This is a genomic window from Mucilaginibacter sediminis, assembly GCF_051903035.1.
In the GTDB taxonomy this organism is placed as follows: Bacteria; Bacteroidota; Bacteroidia; order Sphingobacteriales; family Sphingobacteriaceae; genus Mucilaginibacter.
Genome location: NZ_CP170602.1, coordinates 6,457,882 through 6,480,828 on the forward strand (window position 1 = coordinate 6,457,882; position 22,947 = coordinate 6,480,828).

Consider the following 22,947-nt stretch of genomic DNA (forward strand, 5'->3'; position numbering starts at 1 on the left):
CATCCATGATAAAGCTGATACATCTGTACAAATTCCTGTTAACTACTTTAAGCCTGATATTAATTGCCGGTTATTCATCGGCACAAATTAAGCAGCAGGGGGTGATACCGCAACCGTATCAGTTTGAAAGGAATGGCGGATCGTTTACCTTTTCGGCAGCCACAGGTATAACTATCGGGCCTGGAATCAAAACAGGCAACCTTATATTTTTTAACAGGTATTTTAAATCGCTTGCCGGCTATCAGCTTAAGGTGAAAAACAAAGGTAATATTAACCTAAAAATCGACTCTTCTAAAGTAGCTGATCCTGAGGGTTATGAGTTGGTGGTGACATCAAAGCAAATTAACATCTGCGGTCATGACAAGGCTGGCGTATTTTATGGATTGCAGTCACTTATTCAGCTGTTACGCTCGTCTGACGGAAAAATAACCGTTGAGAGCTGTACCATTCAAGATCATCCCCGCTTTGCATATCGGGGTATGCTGCTGGATGTAAGCCGCCACTTTTTTGCTGCGGAGGACATCAAAAAGTGGATTGATATGCTGGCCCTGTACAAGATCAACACCTTTCACTGGCACCTTACCGACGACCAGGGCTGGCGCATAGAAATAAAAAAGTACCCGCTTTTACAAAGCATTTCGGCCTACAGGGATGAAACCATCATAGGCCACAAGCGTGATAGCCCTCACCTTTTTGATGGCAAACGGTATGGCGGCTATTACACCCAGGAAGATGTTAAAGCCATTGTAAAATATGCAACAGACAGGCACATCACCATTATCCCGGAAATTGAAATGCCGGGGCACGCGCTGGCGGCATTGGCAGCTTACCCGCAACTGGGTTGCACCGGTGGTCCCTATAAAACGGCTACTTATTGGGGCATTTTTGATGAGGTATATTGCGCCGGTAACGATGAAACCTTTACCTTTCTGCAAAACGTGCTTGACGAAGTATTGCCACTTTTTCCTTCAAAATATATTCATATAGGTGGCGACGAATGTCCCAAAACCAAATGGAAAACATGCCCTAAATGCCAGAAACGTATTAAGGATGAGCATTTGAAGGATGAACATGAACTGCAAAGCTATTTCGTGGGCCGGATGGAAAAATACCTGAACAGCAAGGGCAGGCAGATTATTGGTTGGGACGAGATCCTGGAAGGCGGCTTAACTCCCGGCGCAACCGTAATGAGCTGGACAGGCGAGGAAGGTGGCATAGCTGCTGCCAAACAACACCACAATGCCATCATGACGCCCGAAAAATATGTTTACCTGGACTATTATCAGTCGTTATACCCAGGCGAACCGATAACAGCCGGCGGCTATACCCCGCTAAGCAAAGTGTATAACTACGAACCTTTAACAAACCAACTATCTGGCGATGAAGCCCGGTACATCAAAGGTGTGCAAGCCAATGCCTGGAGCGAATACATGCCCAGCTCGGCCCGGGCCGAGCGCCAGCTGTTCCCAAGGATGCTGGCTTTGGCCGAGGTAGCCTGGTCGGCTAAAGAAAACAAGGATTACGATGGCTTTTTGAAGCGGTTAAGGTACGAGCAGCCGATGCTTAAAAAGCTAAACATTAATGCAGCGATTACATTTGATGAGATAACGGATAACGTAAGTGAAACCGCAGGCCACCAGGTGTCGCTTAGCTTAAGCACCACTTTGCCCGGCGGAAAAATATTTTATACCACCGATGGATCGGCACCGGGTTTAGGTAGCAAAGTTTATAACAAGGCCTTAACTATAACCCAATCGGGTACCATAAAAGCCGCGGTATTTGGTAATGGCAAAATAGCCGGGCGGGTGTACGAAAAAAGTTTTGCCATTCACAAAGGCATTGGTAAAACCGTAACCCTTGCAAACCAGCCACAGGGAGCCTATAACCCCGGCAATACCTTTGGATTGGTGAATGGACTTTTTGGCAGCAAATTATACAACGATGGCCAATGGTATGGCTTCAATGGAAATGACCTGGACGCCGTGGTCGACCTGGGTTCGGTTCAAAAAATATCGCGAGTGGGTATCAACATTTTAAAATACCACTGGCAAAAAATGTGGGAACCAACACTGCTTACGTTCGAACTATCGACAGATGGAGAAAACTATACCGAAGTTTACCGCCAAACTGAATTTGACGCCAACGGCATTAACACCGTAAAGGCCGATATTAATCCTACGCAGGCACGTTTTGTAAGGGTGAGGGGCACCAACAAAGGCATTATCCCGCCCGGCGAATATATTGCCGGAGCTAAGGCCTGGTTATTGGTAGATGAAATAGTTATAAAATGATGTGCAGATTTCAGATGTGCAAATGAAAAAGGAGATGCGGAGATATGCAAATTTCAAATGTGCAGATGAGGGGCAGTATTTTAGATAAGTAGATTTTATTTTCAAATTTTCAAATCCTCAAATTTTCAAATTGATTTAAATCATCTGAAATCTGCACATCTGAAATCTGCACATCCACATAAATTTTCATATTTTTATAACCAAACGCCAACATGTGCGTTATGTTGAGATAACAAAGCTTAACCAATTGTTATTTATGTTTACAGCACTGCAAGTATAACTCAATGAGCAAAGTATTTACAATTACCGAAGGTTTGGAGAATATGGGGGCTTTGCGAACGGGCGGACAAGGCTCTGTTTATAAAGGCAGGCGCTATGGCCCTATCATTACAGCGGTAAAATTATTACCCACCCCAATCCATACGGAGAGTACCGACGATAAAAATTTCAGAAATTTTCAGAACGAGGTTGAAAAACTAAAAAAGGTAAACGAAGAGCCTAACCCCAATGTGGTCAAAATCCTCAATTCGGGTATTACCGAAAGTGGTTCGTTTCCTTTTATCGAGATGGAATATATTGATGGCCCCGACCTGGAGGATTTGCTGAAGCCACCACACGAGGCTATTTTTACCATCAAGGAGATCATCAAACTGGCCGATCAGCTGGCCAACGCGCTCTCGCATTGCCACAAGGTATCGGTTAAGCATGGCGATATTAAAAGCAATAACGTAAAGTTCAATATCCATACGGGTAATTATGTGTTGCTTGATTTTGGACTTTCGGCTATGTCAGACGATCAGCGTCGTACCAGCATCAGGCATGCCGGGGCTATTGAATTTATGGCGCCCGAACAAAATGAAGGGCTGATGTATTTTCAGACCGATGTGTACAGCTACGGTATTATCCTCTATGAATTAATTGCCGGCCAGGTACCTTTCCCGCTTAACGATAACGGCGAAACCGCCCGCAACGCGGTAATGCTGTCGCATATGGAAAAGGAAGTTCCTGATGTAATGGAACTACGCAAAAAGAATTTACCTGCCAGTTGGACCGACGAAAAGAAAAAGCACGAAATGCAGGTGCCCGCATGGCTGCTTAAAATAGTAGCCAAGTGCCTGGAAAAGGAGCCCGAAAACCGTTACCCAAATGGCGTTGAGTTGCAGGAGGTATTGGTATATAGCAGTATATCGGCTGTAAACAGCACCGATGTTGATGATTCCTGGAATGCATCTGTATTATTAAAAGAGAATGAGCGCCTGCAAGGGCTATTACTTTACTACCAGGAGGCCGAAAGCGCAAGGGGCGTGCATGTGGTAAATACCGCTACCGAAACGCCTTTGGTGGTTGGCAAGCACGCGGTGCGCATCTCTAAACCGATATTTATCAGTTTAATTGTGTTGCTGGTAGCGCTTACAGGTTTTTCGTCGGTAATGGCTATTAAGCACCGTAAGGGAATTTATAACACCTTTTTTAAATCTACGCCGCCACCGCGCGATACCCTGAGCCAGGGAACTAATAAGATTAAGCCAGACAGTGTTGTAAAAAGGGAACAACCTGTAGAAACACGACCGGATAATAACGATGCATCCAGCATTCCACCAGAAGTTGATTCATTGGCAGACTCGATACTGCGTGGCGTAAAGCACAAGTCTAAATCCGACCCGCAGTTTTATCGCGATAGCATAAAAAACGCTGATACATCAAAATTGAGTTTTTAGTTAATGATAATTAACATCTAAAAAAAGATTTACCTAATGGAATCCAAATCTACATTTTGGCAAAAAATAGGTCTGCAGGACTGGTTTCTGCCGAATGGGAAGGCCGCCGCGGTGGCTGCTGTAGCAAATAAAACGCTAACTCCCGATGATGTGTACATGTACATCACCGAAAAATTTAAAGAGTCCATCGCCCAGCTTTCATTTGCCGATAGGGTTGTTTTTTATCACGAATACATCATCAGCTTTAACGAAGAAGACTACCAGGAGTTTATCAACAACCGTTCGGGTTTGTTTGGCATTATTGTACATGAATCGGTAAAAAAGTTTTATGAACTGTTGCGCGAACACCAGGAAGTGGGCAAAAAGGTTGAACCATCAAGCTCAAAATGGGTGTTCAGGCTGGTATCACATCCCGATTATAAAAAGGGCGACAAGGGTTTTATAGGTAAATTACTGCCCGGGAGCAATAAAAAAGAAGAGAACCTGCGGGTAACCTTTATACCCCGCCATACCGGTGTGGCCCAAACTTTAGATATTAGCAATGATATTTTAAAGGGCTTTACCTATTACAGCGAAGGTTATTACGAACTACCTTACGCGAATGACTTGCATTACAACGAAAAGGATGTGGTAAAACCCGGCCAAACGGTGTTGGCCCGGCTGGATACCATTATGCCCGATAAGCAGTTTGTAGGCCGCAAAGTGGAATTCCTGATGAAGAATGAAGATATTGTAGTATCGGGTAACGAAGAAACCCGCGAAGATGCTGCCGTATTTAAAATTCCGAGCGACTGGGTAAATACCCCGCACCTGCGCATCCGCATGAATAAAGCCGATGGTAAGCTCTACCTGTCATCATTTGGCGAACTGACCATGATTAACGAGCAGGAAATTACCCGCAGCGATGTCAACTCGCCGCAATGGGTGGAATTGCCTTTTAACTCAAAAATATTGCTGAATGGTATCATCGGCATCAACATATTTAAACCCGAAGCATAATGTCACAAATATTATCAATAGGCTTACTGGCAATATGTGTTTTGTTATTGCTGGCCCATTTTATCGACATAAAAAGATCAAGCCATGGCAAATAATTATTTCGGACTAACCGATACCGGCAGGCAGAGGGACAATAACGAGGATACCTTTATTGCCCAAAAAGCCAATGATGGCAATTTTATTTTGGCCTGTGTAATTGATGGGGTAGGCGGTTATGTAGGCGGCGAGGTTGCTGCCGAAATTGCGCGCGAGACCATTATTAAAGATCTATCGTACATCGCCGGCAATGTGAGCGCCTTGCTGGTGAACACTTTTATTAACGCTAACAAGCAAATTTACGAAAAAAAAATAGCCGATAAGGAGTTGCAGAACATGGCCTGCGTACTTACGCTTGCGGTGGTCGACCTGGAAAATAACCAGTTTTATTATGCCCATGTGGGCGATACCCGTTTGTATTTGCTGCGCGATAATTCGCTCATTAAAATTTCAAAAGATCACTCGTTTGTAGGTTTCCTGGAAGATTCGGGCCGGTTAAGCGAAGAAGCCGCTATGGATCACCCTAAGCGCAACGAAATTAATAAAGCCCTTGGTTTTGACCCTAACATTGCTAAAGATGCTGACTTTGTAGAAACCGGCCACTCGCCGTTTTTACCCGGCGATATGTTATTGGTTTGCAGCGATGGCCTTACCGACCTGGTAGATAAAAACCTGATAAAAAGTATTCTGACCGGCGCAGGCGAATTGGAAGATAAGGCAGCTAAACTGATACAGGCGGCCAATAATAAGGGCGGCAAAGATAATGTGACCGTGGTGCTGGTACATAACAACAAGGCGCCGCGTGTTCAAAATGTAACCCGGCCGGTTGCTTCGGCTAAGGTTGCCGAAGAGATTATTGATCCTAAACATCGCCCTAAATTACCCGATGGGCCCGAAACGGTACCTGTTAAGCAAAAAAGCAATCGCACCGCGGTTGCTTTACTTGCCATATTGTTACTGGTAGTTTTGTGCGGATTTGTGTGGCAATACTGGATAAACCAGCAGCTAAAGCACGACGAAACAAAACCGGTTGCCGCCAGGTCTATTGCAAGGCCAAAGAGCGCAGGCGAGATTAAGCTGCAGGATACGCTGAATAAGTTAAAGGGGAACACCCTTATACTTTCGGCCGCCGACTTTAAGGAGCCGATAGTTTTAAGCGATTCCATTTATATTGGCAGGGATAGCCTGTACATAAAGGCAAAAGGCAAAATTGTTTTTAAACCCGATTCGGGTTATAAGGGCGCGGCTTTCATGTTATCGCCAAAAAGCAAATATGTGGTGCTGGATAGTGTTGCATTTGACGGCTTTAAAACCGGAGTTATTACACATAACGATGCCCTGGTATTAAAATATGTACAGTTTAGCAACTGCGTAACACCTGTGCAAACTACCTACCTGTTTCCTGATAAAAAGTATGTATCGGGCAGGTTGTTTGGGGGCATGTTCAAAATAGATTCGTTACCCAAAGCCATCAAGCACTAATGGATAAGGGCACACCCAAAGCTCCCGGCAGGCGGTTAGAACGATTGTTTTTGTTACTGACAGGCATTTTGCTGACCTTGCTTTTTGGTCGGCTATATGTGGTTTTGCAGCAAAAATTTACAGATATTGATAAACGCCTGCAAGACGGTACCATTGTAAATCTGAATGCCCCAAACAGGGCCAGAAACGTAGCCGCGCTACTAAAAAAAGGCTACTACTTTGATGACCCCAGGGATGTGGACTACATTCAGTCTGTTATTGCCGCCAAGGCAAGCTCGGCTGGCGCTTTTGATAATGCGGGCGAACTGAATAAACGCAAATATTACGTTAATGCCGATGAGGCTATAGAACAAGGCGGCGAATCATTCAGGCAGCGGGTACTGGATTCGCGCGAATTGCTGGGCTATACGGGCGAAGACTCCATCCGGTTTAGCCAGGAAAAAAATCACCCGCCCGAAATTCCCGCCGAAAATGATCTTGGCCTGGGCGATTATAGCATCAGTGGCAAGATAACCCACAAAGAACAACCGGTTGCAGGCGTTTTAGTAAGGCTGAATATGATATTGCCAAGAGACAGCATTTATTCTGACGAGGAAACGGCTGCCAAAAACACTACTACCGAAAATTTGCCGGCGGCAAAAAAGGTGTTTGTTGCCAATGCCGATAAAAAGCGGCAATTACAGTCGCTTACGGCATTTGCCCGAACCGATGTTGGCGGCCGGTATGAGTTTAAAAACCTTCCTACTAATAAGGCTTTTGAGCTATTACCCCTGCAGCCAGGTTTTGAGTTTGGCCGGTCGCAGGGGGTGGTCGAACTGGATGGCGATAAAAAGATAAACTTTGTGCAGGCGCCGCACAGTATTAAGCTGCTGTCAACCCGCGATTTCAATATTCTTAAAAAAGAGGGAGCATTTATTGTACGCACCATCGACGATTTTAACACCTGGTATTGGATTATTGCGGCCAGCTTTTTTGCAGGGTTTATTATTATTCATATCCTGTTAAGTTACCGTTATCCGCAGGCCGATCAAATCATATTACCCCTGGTAATGGTACTTACCGGGATCTCGTTTCTTACTTTATTAAGCCTGCAGGATCCGTTAAGGGATAGGTTTTTAGCAAAAGATACCCTCATTTACCTGGGCATTGGCGTAGGTATTATCTGCATTATACTGTTTATCAACCTGCGCAAACTTACTGCCGACTCGGGTTTATACCGTTTGCTGGTATTCAAAAATGTACGCAGCGCTGCAAATGGATGGCCGTGGGTTATTGTGGCTATGGGCATTTTGTTTAGCACCATTTTATTTGGTACAGGGCCCGAGGGTAGCGGGGTTAAGGTAAACCTGCTGGGCTTTCAGCCAAGCGAGATTGTAAAATACCTGGTGATTATTTTCCTGGCTGGATTTTTTGCCGCTAATGAAAAATTCATCAGCCAGTATGCCAGCTGGAGCAAGCGCTTGTCGTTCTTTTCATCGGCACTGATAGCCACTTTGATAACACTGTTGCTGTTTTTAGTTTTGGGTGATCTGGGACCTGCCATGGTAATTTGCTTTACTTTTATCATCCTGTTCTCTTTCTCCCGTGGCGATTTTTTATCAATGGCCGGTTTTGTTGTACTTTTTGTGCTTATCACCTGGTTTTTTGATAATGTTTGGTTAAGTGCTGGTATTACTTTCGGCATATTAGGTTTGTTTGGTTTCTGGAAGCCAAAATACTTAAGTGAATCGGCAGTGATGGCATTAATTGTGATCAGTGCTTTTTTAACCATCGACAAAATTCCGGGATTAGATAAAATTATCCCCGGCCCTGTCGAGCGGTTGGTTGAACGCAAAGCAATCTGGCAGGATCCGTGGAATAACGAAGTATACGGTGGCGACCAGGTAGCCAACGGCCTTTGGGCAATGGCCGGTGGCGGTTTAACAGGCGAAGGCGTTGGCCAGGGCTTTGCTAAAACCATTCCCGAAGCGCATACCGATATGATTTTGCCATCAATAGGCGAGGAGTTTGGCTGGGCTGGCATGGCAGCCGTATTTATATTGTTCCTGCTGTTTTTACACCGGTCGATAATTATTGGGCGGCAAACGGGTACGCCCCTGTTGTTTTACTTAAGCGCCGGTATTGGCGTATGTACCTTTGTGCAATTTTTGCTGATAGCCGGTGGCTCCATTGGTGCTTTGCCATTGTCGGGCGTATCATTGCCGTTTGAAAGTTATGGTGGCTCGTCGTTGGTAATCAATTTATTGGCAACCGGGTTTTTGCTGTCGGTATCATTGGTAAAAGGCAGCCAGGTACAAATGGATTACATTACCAAACAACAAGATAAAAACCTGGTGCCCGCTTTGGCGGCAGCATTAGCAGGTGTAGTGTTGTTAACCGTAAATGTATCGCGCTACAGCGCCGATAATAAAAAATGGGTGGTAAAACCCGCGTTGGTAGCTGATAAAAGCGGGCTGCGGATGTTTAGCTATAACCCAAGGATTGCCATTTTGATGAACAGGCTGCAAGCCGGATCATTACTGGACAGGAACGGATTGATCCTGGCTACCAGTAAGCCAGAACTTATTGCGAAGCAACAGAAAAAACTGGCTGTAGCAGGCGTAAAAGATTATAACCTCGATTCGGCAGTGCACAAGCGGCTGGAACGGTTTTACCCCTTTGAAGAACAAATGTTTTTTTGGACGGGCGATGTAAATACCGGTGTATTTAATGGCAGCACCAACGGTTACTTTGCCGAGTATGAACACGCGGCCGAGTTGCGTGGTTTTAAAATGCCCATCAGCAGTTACAATGTAAAAGCCTCGCGCTACCAGGAAGACAGGTTTTTGCCCCGTGGCGTAAAGGAAATGACGGTAGCTAAGAAGGATTATAGTGAATTGGCGCCACTGCTGTTAGCCGATATTAACGGCCCCGAAGTGGCCGCGTTTAAAAACCGTAATCGGGATGTAAAACTGACTATGGATGCCGATTTGCAAACAAAAATTCAGCAATCTATAGCTACCGATACCTCTTTGTATGATAACCGGGTATCCGTTGTAGTGATGGAGGCCAATACCGGCGATGTACTGGTATCGGCACAGTATCCGCTGCCGCCGGTGCACAACTGGGATCAACTAACCATGTCGCAAGCAGATCAGAATAAATTATCAAACTGGATGACTACTACCGATCTGGGCTTTACCTATGCCTCGCAGCCGGGTTCAACAGCTAAAGTATTAACAGCCATGTCGGCATTTAACAAACTGGGCATTGATGCATCTAAAGTAACCTACCATGTAAGCATGGAAGAGCGGATCCGTACCAAAGGTATTGAGCCTGACGAAACCGGTATCATTACCATGGAACGGGCTATTGCCAAATCAAACAACGTATATTTTATTAAATTGGCCAACCAGCAGCACCTGGAAGAGTATATGGTAAACCTGTATATGAAAACCGGCATGTTTTTGCATGGGGTAGGAGGCTACTATTATAACAAACCTGCCGAAAACGATGCCCAGGAAGAAAAGTGGCGCAATTTGTGGCGTAAAACCGAGTTTAATACCAGGCCCCGGTACGATCCTAACAATATCCATAAAACCAGGGCCAAAGGTATTTCGGGTATGGCCTGGGGGCAGGGCGAGCTGATTGCTACCCCCGCATCTGTTGCCCGGCTGGTATCAGGCGTAGCCAATAATGGCGTGTTATTAGCCAATCGGTTTGTATTGAATGTTGGCAAAACAAAAATGCCTGTAAAGGCCGGTATTACCCTGGCCGATAAACCAGATTATGCCGCCTTGCTGAAGCAATATATGATAACGCAAAGCGCGCCAAAGGTGCCTATATTGGGTATAGCAGTTGCCGGTAAAAGCGGTACGCCCGAGCGTATTGTTAAAAATAAAAGCGTAAACGATGGCTGGTATGTATTTTTTGCACCTGAGGCAAACGGAAAAGGCAATATGGTTGTTTGTATCCGTGTCGAATCGACCAAAGGATCGTCAGATGCGGTACATTTAGCGGGTAAACACGTGATCCCTTTCCTTTTGGAGAAAGGCTATATGAAAAGTATTACCGATGAGGTGGTGAGTGGTGAATAGGGAGTAGTCAGTAAGGAGTGGGATTGCAGATTTAGGTTTCTTTTTTGGAGTTTAGAATTTCTTATTTAGAGTTTAACAACATGGCATTTAGTTTTTTTAGTAAAAGCGGCGGAGAAAAGGGGCAGGTTGATGTAAAGGGCCTGCGCGAAGCCATACTACGTTTTATAAAAGAGGCCCTGCAAAAGGTTGAAGGCGGCGAAGGCAGGCACATCAAAGAGCTACTGCTTTACCTGGCACCAGACCCCGACGACAAACATCTTTACGAAGGTGCGGTTTATGTGCACGAAAAGGAAGTATTCAGGAACGAGATTCAACGGATTGCTGATGACTACGCGATAGAGCTGCCCGATGACTGGACCATTGATGTGATTTTTGCAGATAAACTTCCCGCCGATGTGCCAAAGGTTCCCGAGATTGACGCCGCTTTCCAGATGCATACCCGCAGGCAGGTGGCGCATAATGCATCGTCGGCCATTGCTTATATCAGGATACTAAGCGGAGAGGCTGAACAGGAAGAGTATTTGATTAAGGCTACCGATGGCAAGATTAATATTGGCCGGGATAAAAAAGTGGTAACGGAGAACGGATCATACAGGCTGAACAAGATTATATTCCCTGCTGACAGTAACGACCCCAGCAACAAATTTATCAGCAGGCAGCACGCCCATATTGAATGGAATAAAGACGCGGAATGTTTTATGATTTTTGCCGATGAAGGTGGTGTCCCGCCGCGTAATAAAACCAAGATCAGCATAGCAGCTGATGATAAGCTGATTAAGCTTAACTCGACCCAGATTGGCCACCCCATGAATGAAGGCGACCAGGTAATATTGGGCGAATCGGTAGTGTTTTTGTTTAGTGTTAAGGCAGAAGGATAATTATTAATAGCAAGTTAATTTATCTATGATGACCCGAAAGGTATTAGTACTGCTTTTATTATTGTTTTCGGGAGCCGTAACCCAGGCTCAAACAGCCGAACAGGTTTATGATAGTTACCTTGATTTTAATGTGGCAAAGCTGAATGATGATGCTGCCCAGTCAATTGCTCTTGCCCAAAAGATTTTGCCCGATACAGCCAAACTGACGCCCAAAGTACGCGTTGCATTTTATAACTCGCTGGCAAAACTTTACGAAGACGATAACCAAAGTATCAATGCCATTAAATATTACAAAATAGTTGTGGCTGCCCAGCCAGATTATTACGTGGCGCACCGTGCTTTAGGCTACCTGTATATCAAAGATATTTCGGGAAAGCCCGTGGTGATGAACCTGAATTATATTGAAAAAGCACGGTTGGCTTTACCCCACCTTGAAAAAGCCCAGGCTTGCGATCCGGATGAAAACACCCTGAAAATTATTAAGGTACTCTATACCAATTTAAATAACGAAGCCGCCCTTGGCACCCTGCCCGCCCGCCTGGAAAAATTGAGAAAGAACTGTATTGATTTGTTGAGTGACCAGTAGATTTAGATGTGCAGATTTCAGATTACAGATGTGCAGATGATTAATCAATTTGAAAATCTGAGGATTTGAGAATTTCAAAATGAGATTCCGAATATCTGAAATTTATCCTTTTCATCTGCACATCTGAAATTTGCACATCTGCACATCCGCTCCTTCATCTGCACATCCGCTGCCTATTTCTGTCTAAAACTATCCCCGATAAAGTTTAATGCATCAATGATACCGGTGCGCCAGTAGGTCCAGTTGTGGGCACCATCGCGGATGCGGAACTCGTGGGGGACTTTCTTGTCCATCAGGGCAACGTGTAACAGGGAATTGCCCTTGCTTAGGGCATCATCATCACCACAGTCAATCCAGTAACGTACATCGTTAAGATCGTCGGTTGTTTTGGTTTGGATAAGGCCCAAAATCGAGTTTGCTTTCCATGTATCATTCAGTCGCTCGGTGCCTTTAAGGTTGGGGCCGAAAACTTTAGCGTACGCCTCGGCCCAGCGGGCATCGGTAATGCCCATAAAGTCTTCCTCGTTGCGTACGGCTGCACTTAAAGCTGCCGCAGCCGAGAACATTTCGGGATGTTTAATGCTGTAAATTAAAGTTCCGAATCCGCCCATAGATAAACCGGCTACGGCGCGGTATTTTTTAGTGCCTTTTATGCGATAATCTTTTTCGATGGTAGGGATAAATTCCTTGAAAAAGAAATCTTCATAATTACGTTTACCATCGTACGAGTTAATGTAAAATGTAGTTTTTGCATCGGGCATTACAATAATCATCGGCGGAATTTTACCTTCGGCGATGGCTTTATCAGCATAACGGTTAATCTCGCCAAATTGCAGCCAGCCGGTTTGGTCGTCGCCGTAGCCATGCAACAGGTACACTACCGGGTAAGTACGGTTTGACGTTTCATAATCGGCAGGCAGGTAAATGGCGTAGTTTACGTTGTAATCCAAAATGTCGCTCTTTACATTTTGTTCCTCTATCACCTTGCCGGCCGGAATATGCTGTGCAAATGCCATGGAAGTAAAGAGGAGTAAGCAGATCAGAATAAGTTTTTTCATAGTATCTTAATCAATTTGAAAATTTGAGGATTTGAAAATTTGAAAATAAAATCTATAGATCTGAAATGTTTCCATTTTCATCTGCACATCTGAAATTTGCATATCTGCACATTTAAAATCAATCCGCATCCCACACCCATGGCTCTTCGCCTACAAAAGCAATGGTTAAGCCTACCCCGTCAATTTTAAATTTCCAGGTTATGTTTTCGCGTTTATCGTTTTTAATATCACTGCAGGTGAAAAAATAATACACCGTGAATATGCATTTGAATGATCCCGTTAAGTCACGGGTACTAAACTTAGCATCGACTATATCAAATTCCCGCACTTCTGGCGATCCTCCGTTTTCATAAAAATAAGAAGCGAGGCCCTGCCGCATGTTGGCGTTGTTTTGATCGTCGCCCAAAAAAACGCTCAAAAATTCTGCTATCGGTAGCGTGCCATCCGCAAGTTTTTCCAGACGGTCTGTCGAAACCGTCAACTTAAAATCCTTTGCCATTTATCAACAGTGAAACATTATCTCATCTATCTTTTCAATCCATCTGCACATCTTAAATCTGCACATCTGCCGCACATCTATCACTTCTGCCTGAAACCATCGCCTATAAAGCTGAGGGCATTGGTGATGCCGGTGCGCCAGTACGTCCAGTTGTGGGCACCATCGCGCATCCTAAATTCATGGGGCACTTTCTTTTCTGTCAGGGCTATGTGCAGCATACTGTTGCCTATGGTTAAAAAGTCATCATCGCCGCAATCAATCCAGTAGCGCACTTTGCTCAAATCGTCTGCCGTTTTATTTTGTACCAGGTTCAACACCGAATTTGCTTGCCAGTCTTTAGTCAGCCTGTCTTTACCCTTCAATCCACGGCCAAATAACTGGCCAAAAACATGTTCATAATTATCATCTGGCTGGTTAACCATTTGCTCATCCGGGAATACCGCAGCACTTAATGCCGCTGCTGCCGAAAACAGCTGCGGGTATTTAATAGCGTAAATCAGCGTACCGTAGCCACCCATGGAAAGGCCGGCAACTCCGCGGTATTGTCTTTCGGTTTTTATGCGATAGGCCTGCTCAACGTGGGGTATAAATTCTTTTATAAAAAAATCCTCGTATTTTTCCTTCCCATCATATGAGTTAATATACCAGCTGGTACCGCCATCCGGCATTACAATAATCATTGGCGGAATAGTACCATCTAAAATGGCCTGGTCGGCATAACGGTTTACTTCGCCAAATTGTAACCAGCCGGTGTTGTCGTCGGAGTATCCGTGTAAAAGGTATACCACAGGGTAGGTACGGTTAGCCGTTTCATAATCGGCAGGCAGGTAAATGGTGTATTTAACGTTGCGCTTTAAAATTTTGCTTTTAATGGTTTGCTCTTCAATTACTTTGCCTTGTTGGGCAAATGTGCTGCCGGCGTTTACCAGGAAGCAAAGGAGCAGGCACGTTTTCAAAGTATTTTTCATATATCCTAAATTGGGGTTGGTAGCTGTTAAAAAGTAAGCGGTTTGCCTTGCTGCGGGTAAACCAGGTTTAGTTGTAATTTATTTTCAACTTTTAATTCGTTTTTTATTTTCACAATGCTGTTTGCCGGCGGTTTTAAATGTGTAACAACAATGTTTAACCCTTTGACGGCATCCGGGCCGGTTAATGAGGCCAGTTTGTCCATTTCGACCATTAACCAATGTGGGGTAAGGTGGCCAAATAACGTTTTATCAGGTTGTTCGCTTGGGAACGAAACCTCAATCATGATGGCTTTTAATTGTTTGCTTTTAACCAGAGGGGCAACAGCTTCCCAAAGCTTTTGCAGGTTGGTGCTTTTTTCAACAGCATCGGGGCCGGTATCGCCTAAATATAATATATAGGCCTCATTGCTGTGCACCAAAAAGGCGGTGCTGGTGAGGTTTGAATGGCTTAGTGGGAATGCCTGCACTTTTAGCGCGGTGTTTTCTATAGCCACCTCGTTTCCAGGTTCAAGTGGTTTATAATGAAACTTTTTTAAAGCGGGACTTTCCCCTTCGTCGGCAAAGTTGGCCCAACTTGCCCAGGTAAAGTAATGGGTTTTGAGTGTTTGGAGTGTGCTTTGCAGGCCATAAATGTTTTTAGTGCTATCCTCTGGCGAGTTAATGATTAGGCCGGCAAGGTGGTCGAGATGGGCATGCGAAATAAAATATCCTTTAATGTATTGCCTTAATACTTTCTCCTGCGAAACATGGAAAGCCTTGTTTTCGACGGCTTTTTTTATGCCGTAGTGCAGCGTGCCGGCATCTAAGCATATGTAATCATTACTGCCGGTTGCTGTCAGCATGTAAGCCGATAGGTTGCTTTCATCAATGCCGCCGAGCACACCCAAAGGCACCAGCCTGAATGAGCGCGCCGGTTTAAGTTGTGCCTTTACCCCAAAAGGCACCAAAGCACATAGAATAGCACTTAAAGCAAGGAATTTACGGATCATTAAAGGTAGATTTTCAATTGCAGTACAGCACAATTGTTATGGTGCTAAATTAATGATATACCCATCAATTAAACAAAAATAAAAGCTGTTTTAAATGATAGCTGAAGTAACAACTCCCACAAAACTCAATGTCACATGATTTAATGCCTGAACTGATATTATTCAACTTTCAGCTTTTCGGCAGCTTTTTTATTTGACTCATAGTCGCCTCCTAATAGGTAACCCCAGGGTTTAAGACTCTCAATACGATCAAATATGATTTTGAAAATAGCAATAACAGGTATGGAAAGGAACATGCCCGAAAGCCCCCAGATCATCTCGCCAAGAATAATGCCGATGAACGAGATCAGGGCGTTAAGCCTCACCTTTGAACCCACAATAGTTGGCAGCAAAAAGTTGGCATCTACTGCGTGTATTACAATTACACTAACAGCCACTGTTACAGTTTTGCCAATATTGCCGGTAGCAAAAGTGATGATGGTGCTTAATAGCAACGCTGTGAAAATACCGATATAGGGAATGATGTTAAATAAACCTACAATGATACCCAGTAACGCCGCGTATTTTATGCCGATTAATAAAAAAACGGTAATGGCAACACTGGCTACAATAAACATTTCAAGCAATAGCCCGAGTATATACTGCCTCATGATAGATTGAACGTTTTCTACAATGTCCATCACTACCGCCGAGTTCTCGTCCCGGAATACCCAGATGATAAACCGAAGAAGAAGCCGCCTGTAAAGCAAAATAAAAAACGTGAAGATCATGATAAACACATAAAATATCATGAGCGACGAGATTGCGCCAAAAGCAGTGCTTACCACGTCGGTTCCAGATTCCATTATTTTTTTGGATGCATCATCTACATATTTTAGCTGTTTGGCCGCGTTGATATGGAATGCCGATTGCACCCAATCCTGCAAATCGTGAATGGATTGCGATACCTGGCTTTTAAGCATTGGCCAATCATTGGTGAGGTTTGATATTTGGGAGCCTACCAGGTATAGTATACCGCCAACCAGGGCCACCAATAAAAGGATAGATGCCAGTGACGACATGCTGCGCGGCAGGCGCAGTTTTTTTTCGAGAAAGTTAGAAACCGGCAGCAACAGGATGGCAAATATAAACCCGAAGATTAATGGGTCGAGGATATCTTTGCCGATGATGATCAGGTAACCAAGGGCCAGAAAACCCAGCAGGGTAAGCGCAAGTCGTTCATAAAAAGGGGCTATAATTTTTTTTGCCGGCATAGGGTAGATGATTATCTGGTGTGTTCAGATACCTTAACACAAAACGGTACCCGAGGTTTGAAGATACAAAATTATTACGCAAAAGTCATTTTTCTTCCGCAACAGCTTGTTGTAAATTTATATGTACTGGTAAAAGGTGAAACTTACTTTGAGGATTTGAACCTATTGGCCGGCTTAGTCGTTTTACTCGTCTTCGGCAAACGTAAGCACGTAATTGTTATTATCCTTAATCGAAAACTCGGTAGCGCCGTAAAAAGTTGTTTCTAAGCCTTTCAAAACAGGCACCAGATCTTTTACAGATTCGAAAAAAGCCCGGATGTTTTTGAGTTTAATATAGAGCAGCATCGACGCTCCATCCTGCCGGCTAATATCGGGAAGTTCTTCGCCCAGGCTGGCCATGGTTTGAAACATCATGGTTACGTTCCCTTTGGCCATCATAGCCCAAATGAGGTCGTTACCGGTTTCGGGTACGGTTACTACCAGTTCGAAACCCAGCAGGTGATAAAATTTTATAGTTTCGTTTATATCCTTAACAAAAATATTGGGCGATAAGCTTTCCATGGTTTTTTAATTAAGCTGTAAAAGTTGAGATAAATACTTGGGATAAAATTATAGATTTTTATTGAAAATGCTAAATAATTTAGTAAAATTGTCAAAAATCACTAATTCAGTAAATCACTAATTCAATAATTAAAAAAGTGGGAAAACTTATAAAAGAATTTGACAGCTATCGCACCAAAATGAACGATAGGATAATGGAAACGGCCAATACCAATATTAAACGTTTTTTTGCGCTGGATACCACCAGTTATGCTGAAGGAGCCCTCGATGTAAAAACCAAAGAAATGCTTGGCCTGGTTGCCAGTATGGTATTGCGTTGCGACGATTGCATTAAATATCATCTTGGCAAATGCCACGAAGCCGGCGTTAACAGCGACGAAATGAACGAGATATTTATGATAGCCAATTTGGTAGGCGGATCTATAGTAATTCCGCATTACCGACGTGCTGTAGAGTATTGGGATGAACTAAACGAAGCTTAGCTTTAAGTCGTAAGTCTTTAGTTCGAAGTCTTAAGCCAAAAGTTGGTTTTATGAAAACGTCCATTGCATTTAAAACTATGCACACTTTCTACTTAATTTAAAAATTTGAGCTCATTTAGAGATTTGATTGCTTACAAAAAAGCATTCGCCCTGTCAATGGAAATTTTCTGGCTAACGAAAACGTTTCCCAAAGAAGAAACCTATAGTCTTATTGACCAAATACGAAGGTCATCGAGGTCGGTTTTTGCTTCAATTGCAGAATCCTATAAAAAGCGGAAATACCCCAATCACTTTATAAGCAAGCTTACCGATGCGGAAATGGAAAACGCAGAAACGCAAGCTTGGCTGGATGCTTCTTTAGCATGCAATTATATTACACAAGAGAAATTTTACGAGCTTAACAAGCAAAGCGAAGAAATTTCATTTCTGTTGATCTACATGATAAATAACTCAGATAAATTCAAATAGCCAATAATTACGACCTATTTTACTTAAAGACAAAAAAAATGACTTCAGACTTAGAACTCAATACTTCAGACTTAATCCGCTGCTCCTGGGCCGGAACCGACCCACTATATAACAAATACCACGACGAAGAGTGGGGCAAAGAAGTACACGATGACCATACCCTTTTTGAATTCCTGATCCTTGAATCTGCCCAGGCTGGTTTAAGCTGGATAACTATTTTACGCCGTAGGGAGGGCTACCGCAAAGCTTTTGCCGGTTTTGACGTACACAAAGTAGCTGCCTTTACCGATGAGGATGTAGAACGCCTGATGCAGGATACCGGTATTATTCGCAACCGGCTAAAAATATTGGCAGCCATTAACAACGCTAAACTGTTCATTGGTATACAAAAGGAATTTGGTTCGTTTGATAAATACCTGTATAGCTTTATGCCCGGCGGTAAGCCAATTATCAACCATCATCATAAAATCCCCGCCAGTACGCCCGAATCGGATGCTATTAGTAAGGATATGAAAAAGCGGGGTTTCAAGTTTTTTGGCACCACCATTTGTTATGCCCACATGCAGGCAACGGGTATGGTGAATGATCATATACCGGAGTGTAGTTTCAAGTATACACACGAATAGTTACGAATTTAATCGAATTGCACGAATTTTTTTAGACACGAATTATCGCTGATTTAATCGGATTACACGAATTTTAATTGGCGATAATTATCATGGATTTAATTCTATTTTTGCATAGAGCCATTGCAGGTAATTCGTGAAATTCGATTAAATCCGTGCAATTAGTGTTAATATAATTATGAAAAAACTATTTCTTTTGGATGGCATGGCCCTTATTTACCGGGCGCATTTTGCTTTGAGTAAAAGTCCGCGGTTTACCTCGGGCGGGATGAATACATCAGCGGTAATGGGCTTTACCAATACCCTGCTGGATGTTTTGAAAAAAGAAAAACCAACCCACATGGCCGTGGTTTTTGATACCGAAGCGCCAACCGAACGCCATACAGATTATGAACATTACAAGGCCCACCGCGAGGCTATGCCCGAAGATTTATCAAAGGCATTACCCTATGTAGTGAAACTGATACTGGGTTTCAACATCCCGGTGATCACATCAGATGGTTACGAGGCCGATGATATTATAGGCACCCTGGCCAAAAAGGCTGAGCAAAAGGGCTACCAGGTTTATTGTATGACACCCGATAAGGATTTTGCGCAGCTGGTATCTGATAACATCCGCATTTACAAACCCGCCCGCATGGGGAACGAGATGGAAATTTTGGGCGTGAAGGAAGTGCTGGAGAAATGGGAAATAGAAAAGGTTGAACAGGTTATAGATATTTTAGGCCTTTGGGGCGATGCGGTGGATAATATTCCCGGCATCCCCGGCATTGGCGAGAAAACGGCCAAATCGCTCATTAAACAATACGGCTCGATGGAAAACATCATTGCCCATAGTCACGAGCTTAAAGGCAAGCAGCGCGAAAATGTTGAGCAGTTTGCCGAGCAGGGTTTACTGTCAAAAAAACTGGCTACTATATTATTAAATGTACCTGTTGAACTGGACGAGGAAGGACTGGAAGTTGGCGCGCCAAGTAAAGAGCTGTTAGAGCCCCTTTTTGCCGAACTGGAATTCCGCACGCTGGGCAGGCGTGTGTTTGGCGATGATTTTACCATCACTGAGTTTAAATCTGCCGGTACCCAAACCGACCTGTTTGGCGAGCCTGCTGCTACGGCCCGCACAACCATGACGGTGGATGTAGAAGATATCCGCGAAGACTTTGTAACAGCATCTAAAAATATAGATAACGTACCACACGAATATCACTTGGCCGATACGGCTGAAAAACGCGCTGAGCTGATAGCCATCCTTGAAAAACAGGAAAGCTTTTGCTTTGATACGGAAACCACCGGTACTGATGCTAATTATTGCGAATTGGTTGGCCTGTCGTTTTCGATAAAGCCAGGCGAGGCCTGGTATGTGCCGGTCCCTGAAGACCAGGAAGCCGTTAAAGCTATAGTTAACGAGTTTAAACCGGTACTGGAAAATGAAAGTATCGGCAAAACAGGGCAAAATATCAAGTTTGATATCCTGATGCTGAAATGGTACGATGTGCAGGTTAAGGGTAAGCTGTTTGATACCATGATGGCGCATTATATTATCGACCCGGATACCCGCCACGGCATGGATATCCTGTCAGAAAATTACCTGGGCTATAAGCCGGTTTCCATCACCTCGCTTATTGGCCCCAAGGGTAAAAACCAGGGCAGCATGCGCGATGTGGAGATAGAAAAAATAAAGGAATACGCCGCGGAGGATGCCGATATCACCCTTCAGTTAAAATCTGTATTTGAACCGAAATTGAAAGAGGTGGAAAGCGAAAAGCTGATTCACGAGATAGAGCATCCATTGATTTACGTTTTGGCCGACATTGAATTTGAAGGCGTGAAAATAGACCATTTTACGCTGGGCGAATTCAGTAAAGAGCTGGAGACCGATATTAGTAAACTGGAAAAAACTGTATACGAAAAAGCAGGGGTAAGGTTCAACATCGCATCGCCAAAGCAGTTGGGCGAGGTGCTGTTTGAAAAACTGATGCTTGACCCTAAAGCCAAGAAAACCAAAACAGGCCAATACCAAACCGGCGAAGATGTATTACTGTCGTTAGCCGCTAAAAGTGATATCGTAAGAGATATATTAGATTTTAGGCAGCTGCAAAAACTAAAATCAACTTATGTTGACGCTTTGCCAACTATGGTAAATCCTAAAACGGGCAGGGTGCATACCTCATACAACCAGGCGGTTGCCGCTACCGGCAGATTAAGCAGCGTTAACCCCAACCTGCAAAATATCCCTATCCGTACTGAGCGGGGCAGGGAGGTGCGTAAAGCATTTATTCCCAGAAATGCAGGCCACAGCATTGTATCTGCCGATTATTCGCAGATAGAATTGCGTATTATAGCCGAGATCAGCAAAGATCCCAACATGATGCAGGCCTTTGTTGATAACCTGGATATCCACACCGCCACGGCCGCAAACGTTTATGGCGTAGCTTTGGATGAAGTAACCGGCGAACAGCGCCGTAATGCCAAAGCGGTTAACTTTGGTATTATCTACGGGCAATCGGCCTTTGGTTTATCACAAAGCTTAGGCATCCCGCGTAAAGAAGCTGCGGATATTATTGAGCAGTACTTTGCCCAGTTTCCGGGTATTAAACAATACATGAGCGATACTATGAACTTTGCCCGCGAAAACGGCTATGTATGTACGTTAATGGGACGCCGCCGCTACCTGCGCGATATCAATTCGGCCAATGCTACGGTACGTGGTTTTGCGGAGCGAAATGCCATCAATGCGCCTATACAAGGTTCGGCCGCGGATATGATTAAGATTGCCATGATTAACATCCACCGCGAATTTAAAGCCCAAAAGCTGGATGCCCGCATGACCATGCAGGTACATGATGAGTTGGTGTTTGATGTGCCTCATGACGAAATTGAAATTGTGAAACCCATCATTATGCATAATATGAAAACCGCCATTAAAACAACGGTGCCTATTATGGTAGAGATTGGTACTGGGTTGAATTGGCTGGAGGCACATTGATAATGGTCAATAGTTGATTGAGTTAGATTGGGTTGATTAAGTTAGAAATTCGATCGGGCATAATTATCAATATGCCACTTAAAATAAAAACGTGCTGCTGTCGTAAACAGACAGTGGCACGTTTTTTTCTAAAATCAATTGAAAAATAGGAGTTAATCTTTTTACAACACAATTAATTATATTTGTGTTATCACTTTAAGATTACCGGGATCATGGACGAAAAACATAAATATCAAAACTTTATAACGGAGATCCCATCTACCGCTGTTGATATTTATCGTATGTTGCCCGAAGGTACCCGCTGTGAAGTTATTTTCAATGAATTAAGTATGTCGCCGCCGCCATCCCGTGAACATCAAAAATTATTAATAAAGTTAACTTCCCTCTTATTCGAATATTTAACCAGTAACCCAATAGCCGAATTATTTACTGCTCCTTTTGATGTTTACTTCGAAAAACAAAAATCCGTAGTACAACCAGATCTGTTTGTTGTTTTAAATGACCAAATGGATATTGTTGAAAAAAATGGTGTTCATGGTGTGCCACGATTAATTATTGAGATTGTTTCGACAAACAGGGCGTACGATACCCAAAAAAAACGTTCGCTTTATGAATCGGCAGGCGTTAAGGAATACTTTATTATCGATCCTGAAAACAATAAAGTTATTTTGCTTACTCTCGGTGTTACTGGTTTATATGAGCAAACATACGAGGAAACCGGTGTTTTAAAATCGGCGATTCTATCCTGCCGGATATCTTTCTGATGGTGTAATGATGGTGTTTCAACGATGCTTTCTGCGGCTTTTGCAAATTTTACGTATAATCCATCGGTATACGTCCCATAAATCCGGCGTCCTGCCAATAAAAATCCGTTTCAAGTAAATAATTCCACCTTAGTGTACTCAATACTCAACGTTGTTTAAGTTCAATTTAGCTGTTTTTGCTATCATTTTTACAACTATTCCGTCTAAACGTTAATAACATTTTTACA

18 protein-coding genes are annotated in these 22,947 nt (G+C 43.7%); 12 read left to right on the forward strand and 6 right to left on the reverse strand.

Annotation, left to right across the window (positions count from 1 at the left end; genetic code table 11):
• Nucleotides 1–5: 5 nt before the first annotated feature.
• The 7 genes from ACFGVS_RS26780 to ACFGVS_RS26810 all read left to right on the forward strand — a co-directional run bounded on the left by ACFGVS_RS26780 (nucleotide 6) and on the right by ACFGVS_RS26810 (nucleotide 12,066).
• A complete protein-coding gene (locus ACFGVS_RS26780) occupies nucleotides 6–2,291 on the forward strand; it encodes a glycoside hydrolase family 20 protein (RefSeq protein WP_439696302.1) in 2,286 nt (761 codons plus the stop codon).
• A 284-nt stretch (nucleotides 2,292–2,575) separates the two neighbouring features.
• Entirely contained in the window at nucleotides 2,576–4,009 is a 1,434-nt protein-coding gene (locus ACFGVS_RS26785) for a serine/threonine protein kinase (protein ID WP_439696303.1), read from the forward strand.
• Between the two features lie 36 nt (nucleotides 4,010–4,045).
• Nucleotides 4,046–5,008 (forward strand): hypothetical protein, encoded by a 963-nt coding sequence (locus tag ACFGVS_RS26790; RefSeq protein ID WP_439696304.1) that lies wholly within the window; start codon nucleotides 4,046–4,048, stop codon nucleotides 5,006–5,008.
• 84 nt (nucleotides 5,009–5,092) lie between these two features.
• The gene (locus ACFGVS_RS26795) at nucleotides 5,093–6,526 is read left to right on the forward strand and encodes a PP2C family protein-serine/threonine phosphatase (protein WP_439696305.1); all 1,434 of its coding nucleotides are present in this window, start codon (nucleotides 5,093–5,095) and stop codon (nucleotides 6,524–6,526) included.
• Nucleotides 6,526–10,602 (forward strand): FtsW/RodA/SpoVE family cell cycle protein, encoded by a 4,077-nt coding sequence (locus ACFGVS_RS26800; RefSeq protein WP_439696306.1) that lies wholly within the window; start codon nucleotides 6,526–6,528, stop codon nucleotides 10,600–10,602. Before ACFGVS_RS26795 ends, ACFGVS_RS26800 begins: the two co-directional genes overlap by 1 nt.
• 80 nt (nucleotides 10,603–10,682) lie before the next feature.
• Entirely contained in the window at nucleotides 10,683–11,480 is a 798-nt protein-coding gene (locus ACFGVS_RS26805) for an FHA domain-containing protein (RefSeq protein WP_439696307.1), read from the forward strand.
• 25 nt (nucleotides 11,481–11,505) lie between these two features.
• Nucleotides 11,506–12,066: a hypothetical protein gene (locus tag ACFGVS_RS26810; RefSeq protein ID WP_439696308.1), complete on the forward strand. Its 561-nt coding sequence runs from the start codon at nucleotides 11,506–11,508 to the stop codon at nucleotides 12,064–12,066.
• A 173-nt stretch (nucleotides 12,067–12,239) separates the two neighbouring features.
• Here ACFGVS_RS26810 and ACFGVS_RS26815 read toward each other — a convergent pair whose 3' ends face one another.
• The 6 genes from ACFGVS_RS26815 to ACFGVS_RS26840 form a co-directional block, all read right to left on the reverse strand.
• Nucleotides 12,240–13,124, reverse strand: coding sequence for an alpha/beta hydrolase (locus ACFGVS_RS26815; protein ID WP_439696309.1), 885 nt, complete (start codon nucleotides 13,122–13,124; stop codon nucleotides 12,240–12,242).
• Nucleotides 13,125–13,242: 118 nt separating this feature from the next.
• A complete protein-coding gene (locus tag ACFGVS_RS26820; RefSeq protein WP_439696310.1) occupies nucleotides 13,243–13,623 on the reverse strand; it encodes a hypothetical protein in 381 nt (126 codons plus the stop codon).
• Nucleotides 13,624–13,703: 80 nt separating this feature from the next.
• Nucleotides 13,704–14,591 carry an alpha/beta hydrolase gene (locus tag ACFGVS_RS26825; protein WP_439696311.1) on the reverse strand — a complete coding sequence of 296 codons (888 nt, stop codon included), beginning with the start codon at nucleotides 14,589–14,591 and terminating at the stop codon, nucleotides 13,704–13,706.
• A 26-nt stretch (nucleotides 14,592–14,617) separates the two neighbouring features.
• Entirely contained in the window at nucleotides 14,618–15,580 is a 963-nt protein-coding gene (locus ACFGVS_RS26830; RefSeq protein ID WP_439696312.1) for an MBL fold metallo-hydrolase, read from the reverse strand.
• A 158-nt stretch (nucleotides 15,581–15,738) separates the two neighbouring features.
• On the reverse strand, nucleotides 15,739–16,833 hold the full coding sequence (locus ACFGVS_RS26835) for an AI-2E family transporter (RefSeq protein ID WP_274209462.1): 1,095 nt from the start codon (nucleotides 16,831–16,833) through the stop codon (nucleotides 15,739–15,741).
• 183 nt (nucleotides 16,834–17,016) lie between these two features.
• Nucleotides 17,017–17,394 carry a VOC family protein gene (locus ACFGVS_RS26840; RefSeq protein WP_147052818.1) on the reverse strand — a complete coding sequence of 126 codons (378 nt, stop codon included), beginning with the start codon at nucleotides 17,392–17,394 and terminating at the stop codon, nucleotides 17,017–17,019.
• 137 nt (nucleotides 17,395–17,531) lie between these two features.
• Here ACFGVS_RS26840 and ACFGVS_RS26845 point away from each other — a divergent pair, with 137 nt between their 5' ends.
• The 5 genes from ACFGVS_RS26845 (at nucleotide 17,532) to ACFGVS_RS26865 (ending at nucleotide 22,720) form a co-directional block, all read left to right on the forward strand.
• A complete protein-coding gene (locus tag ACFGVS_RS26845) occupies nucleotides 17,532–17,876 on the forward strand; it encodes a carboxymuconolactone decarboxylase family protein (protein WP_439696313.1) in 345 nt (114 codons plus the stop codon).
• 105 nt (nucleotides 17,877–17,981) lie between these two features.
• Complete coding sequence (locus ACFGVS_RS26850) at nucleotides 17,982–18,344, forward strand: four helix bundle protein (protein WP_090653202.1); 363 nt, start codon at nucleotides 17,982–17,984, stop codon at nucleotides 18,342–18,344.
• Nucleotides 18,345–18,382: 38 nt separating this feature from the next.
• Nucleotides 18,383–18,970, forward strand: a complete 588-nt coding sequence (locus ACFGVS_RS26855) for a DNA-3-methyladenine glycosylase I (RefSeq protein ID WP_439696314.1) — start codon at nucleotides 18,383–18,385, stop codon at nucleotides 18,968–18,970.
• A gap of 178 nt (nucleotides 18,971–19,148) precedes the next feature.
• Nucleotides 19,149–21,956, forward strand: coding sequence for a DNA polymerase I (gene polA / locus ACFGVS_RS26860; protein ID WP_439696315.1), 2,808 nt, complete (start codon nucleotides 19,149–19,151; stop codon nucleotides 21,954–21,956).
• 212 nt (nucleotides 21,957–22,168) lie between these two features.
• A complete protein-coding gene (locus ACFGVS_RS26865; RefSeq protein WP_439696316.1) occupies nucleotides 22,169–22,720 on the forward strand; it encodes a Uma2 family endonuclease in 552 nt (183 codons plus the stop codon).
• The last annotated feature ends 227 nt before the right edge of the window (nucleotides 22,721–22,947 follow it).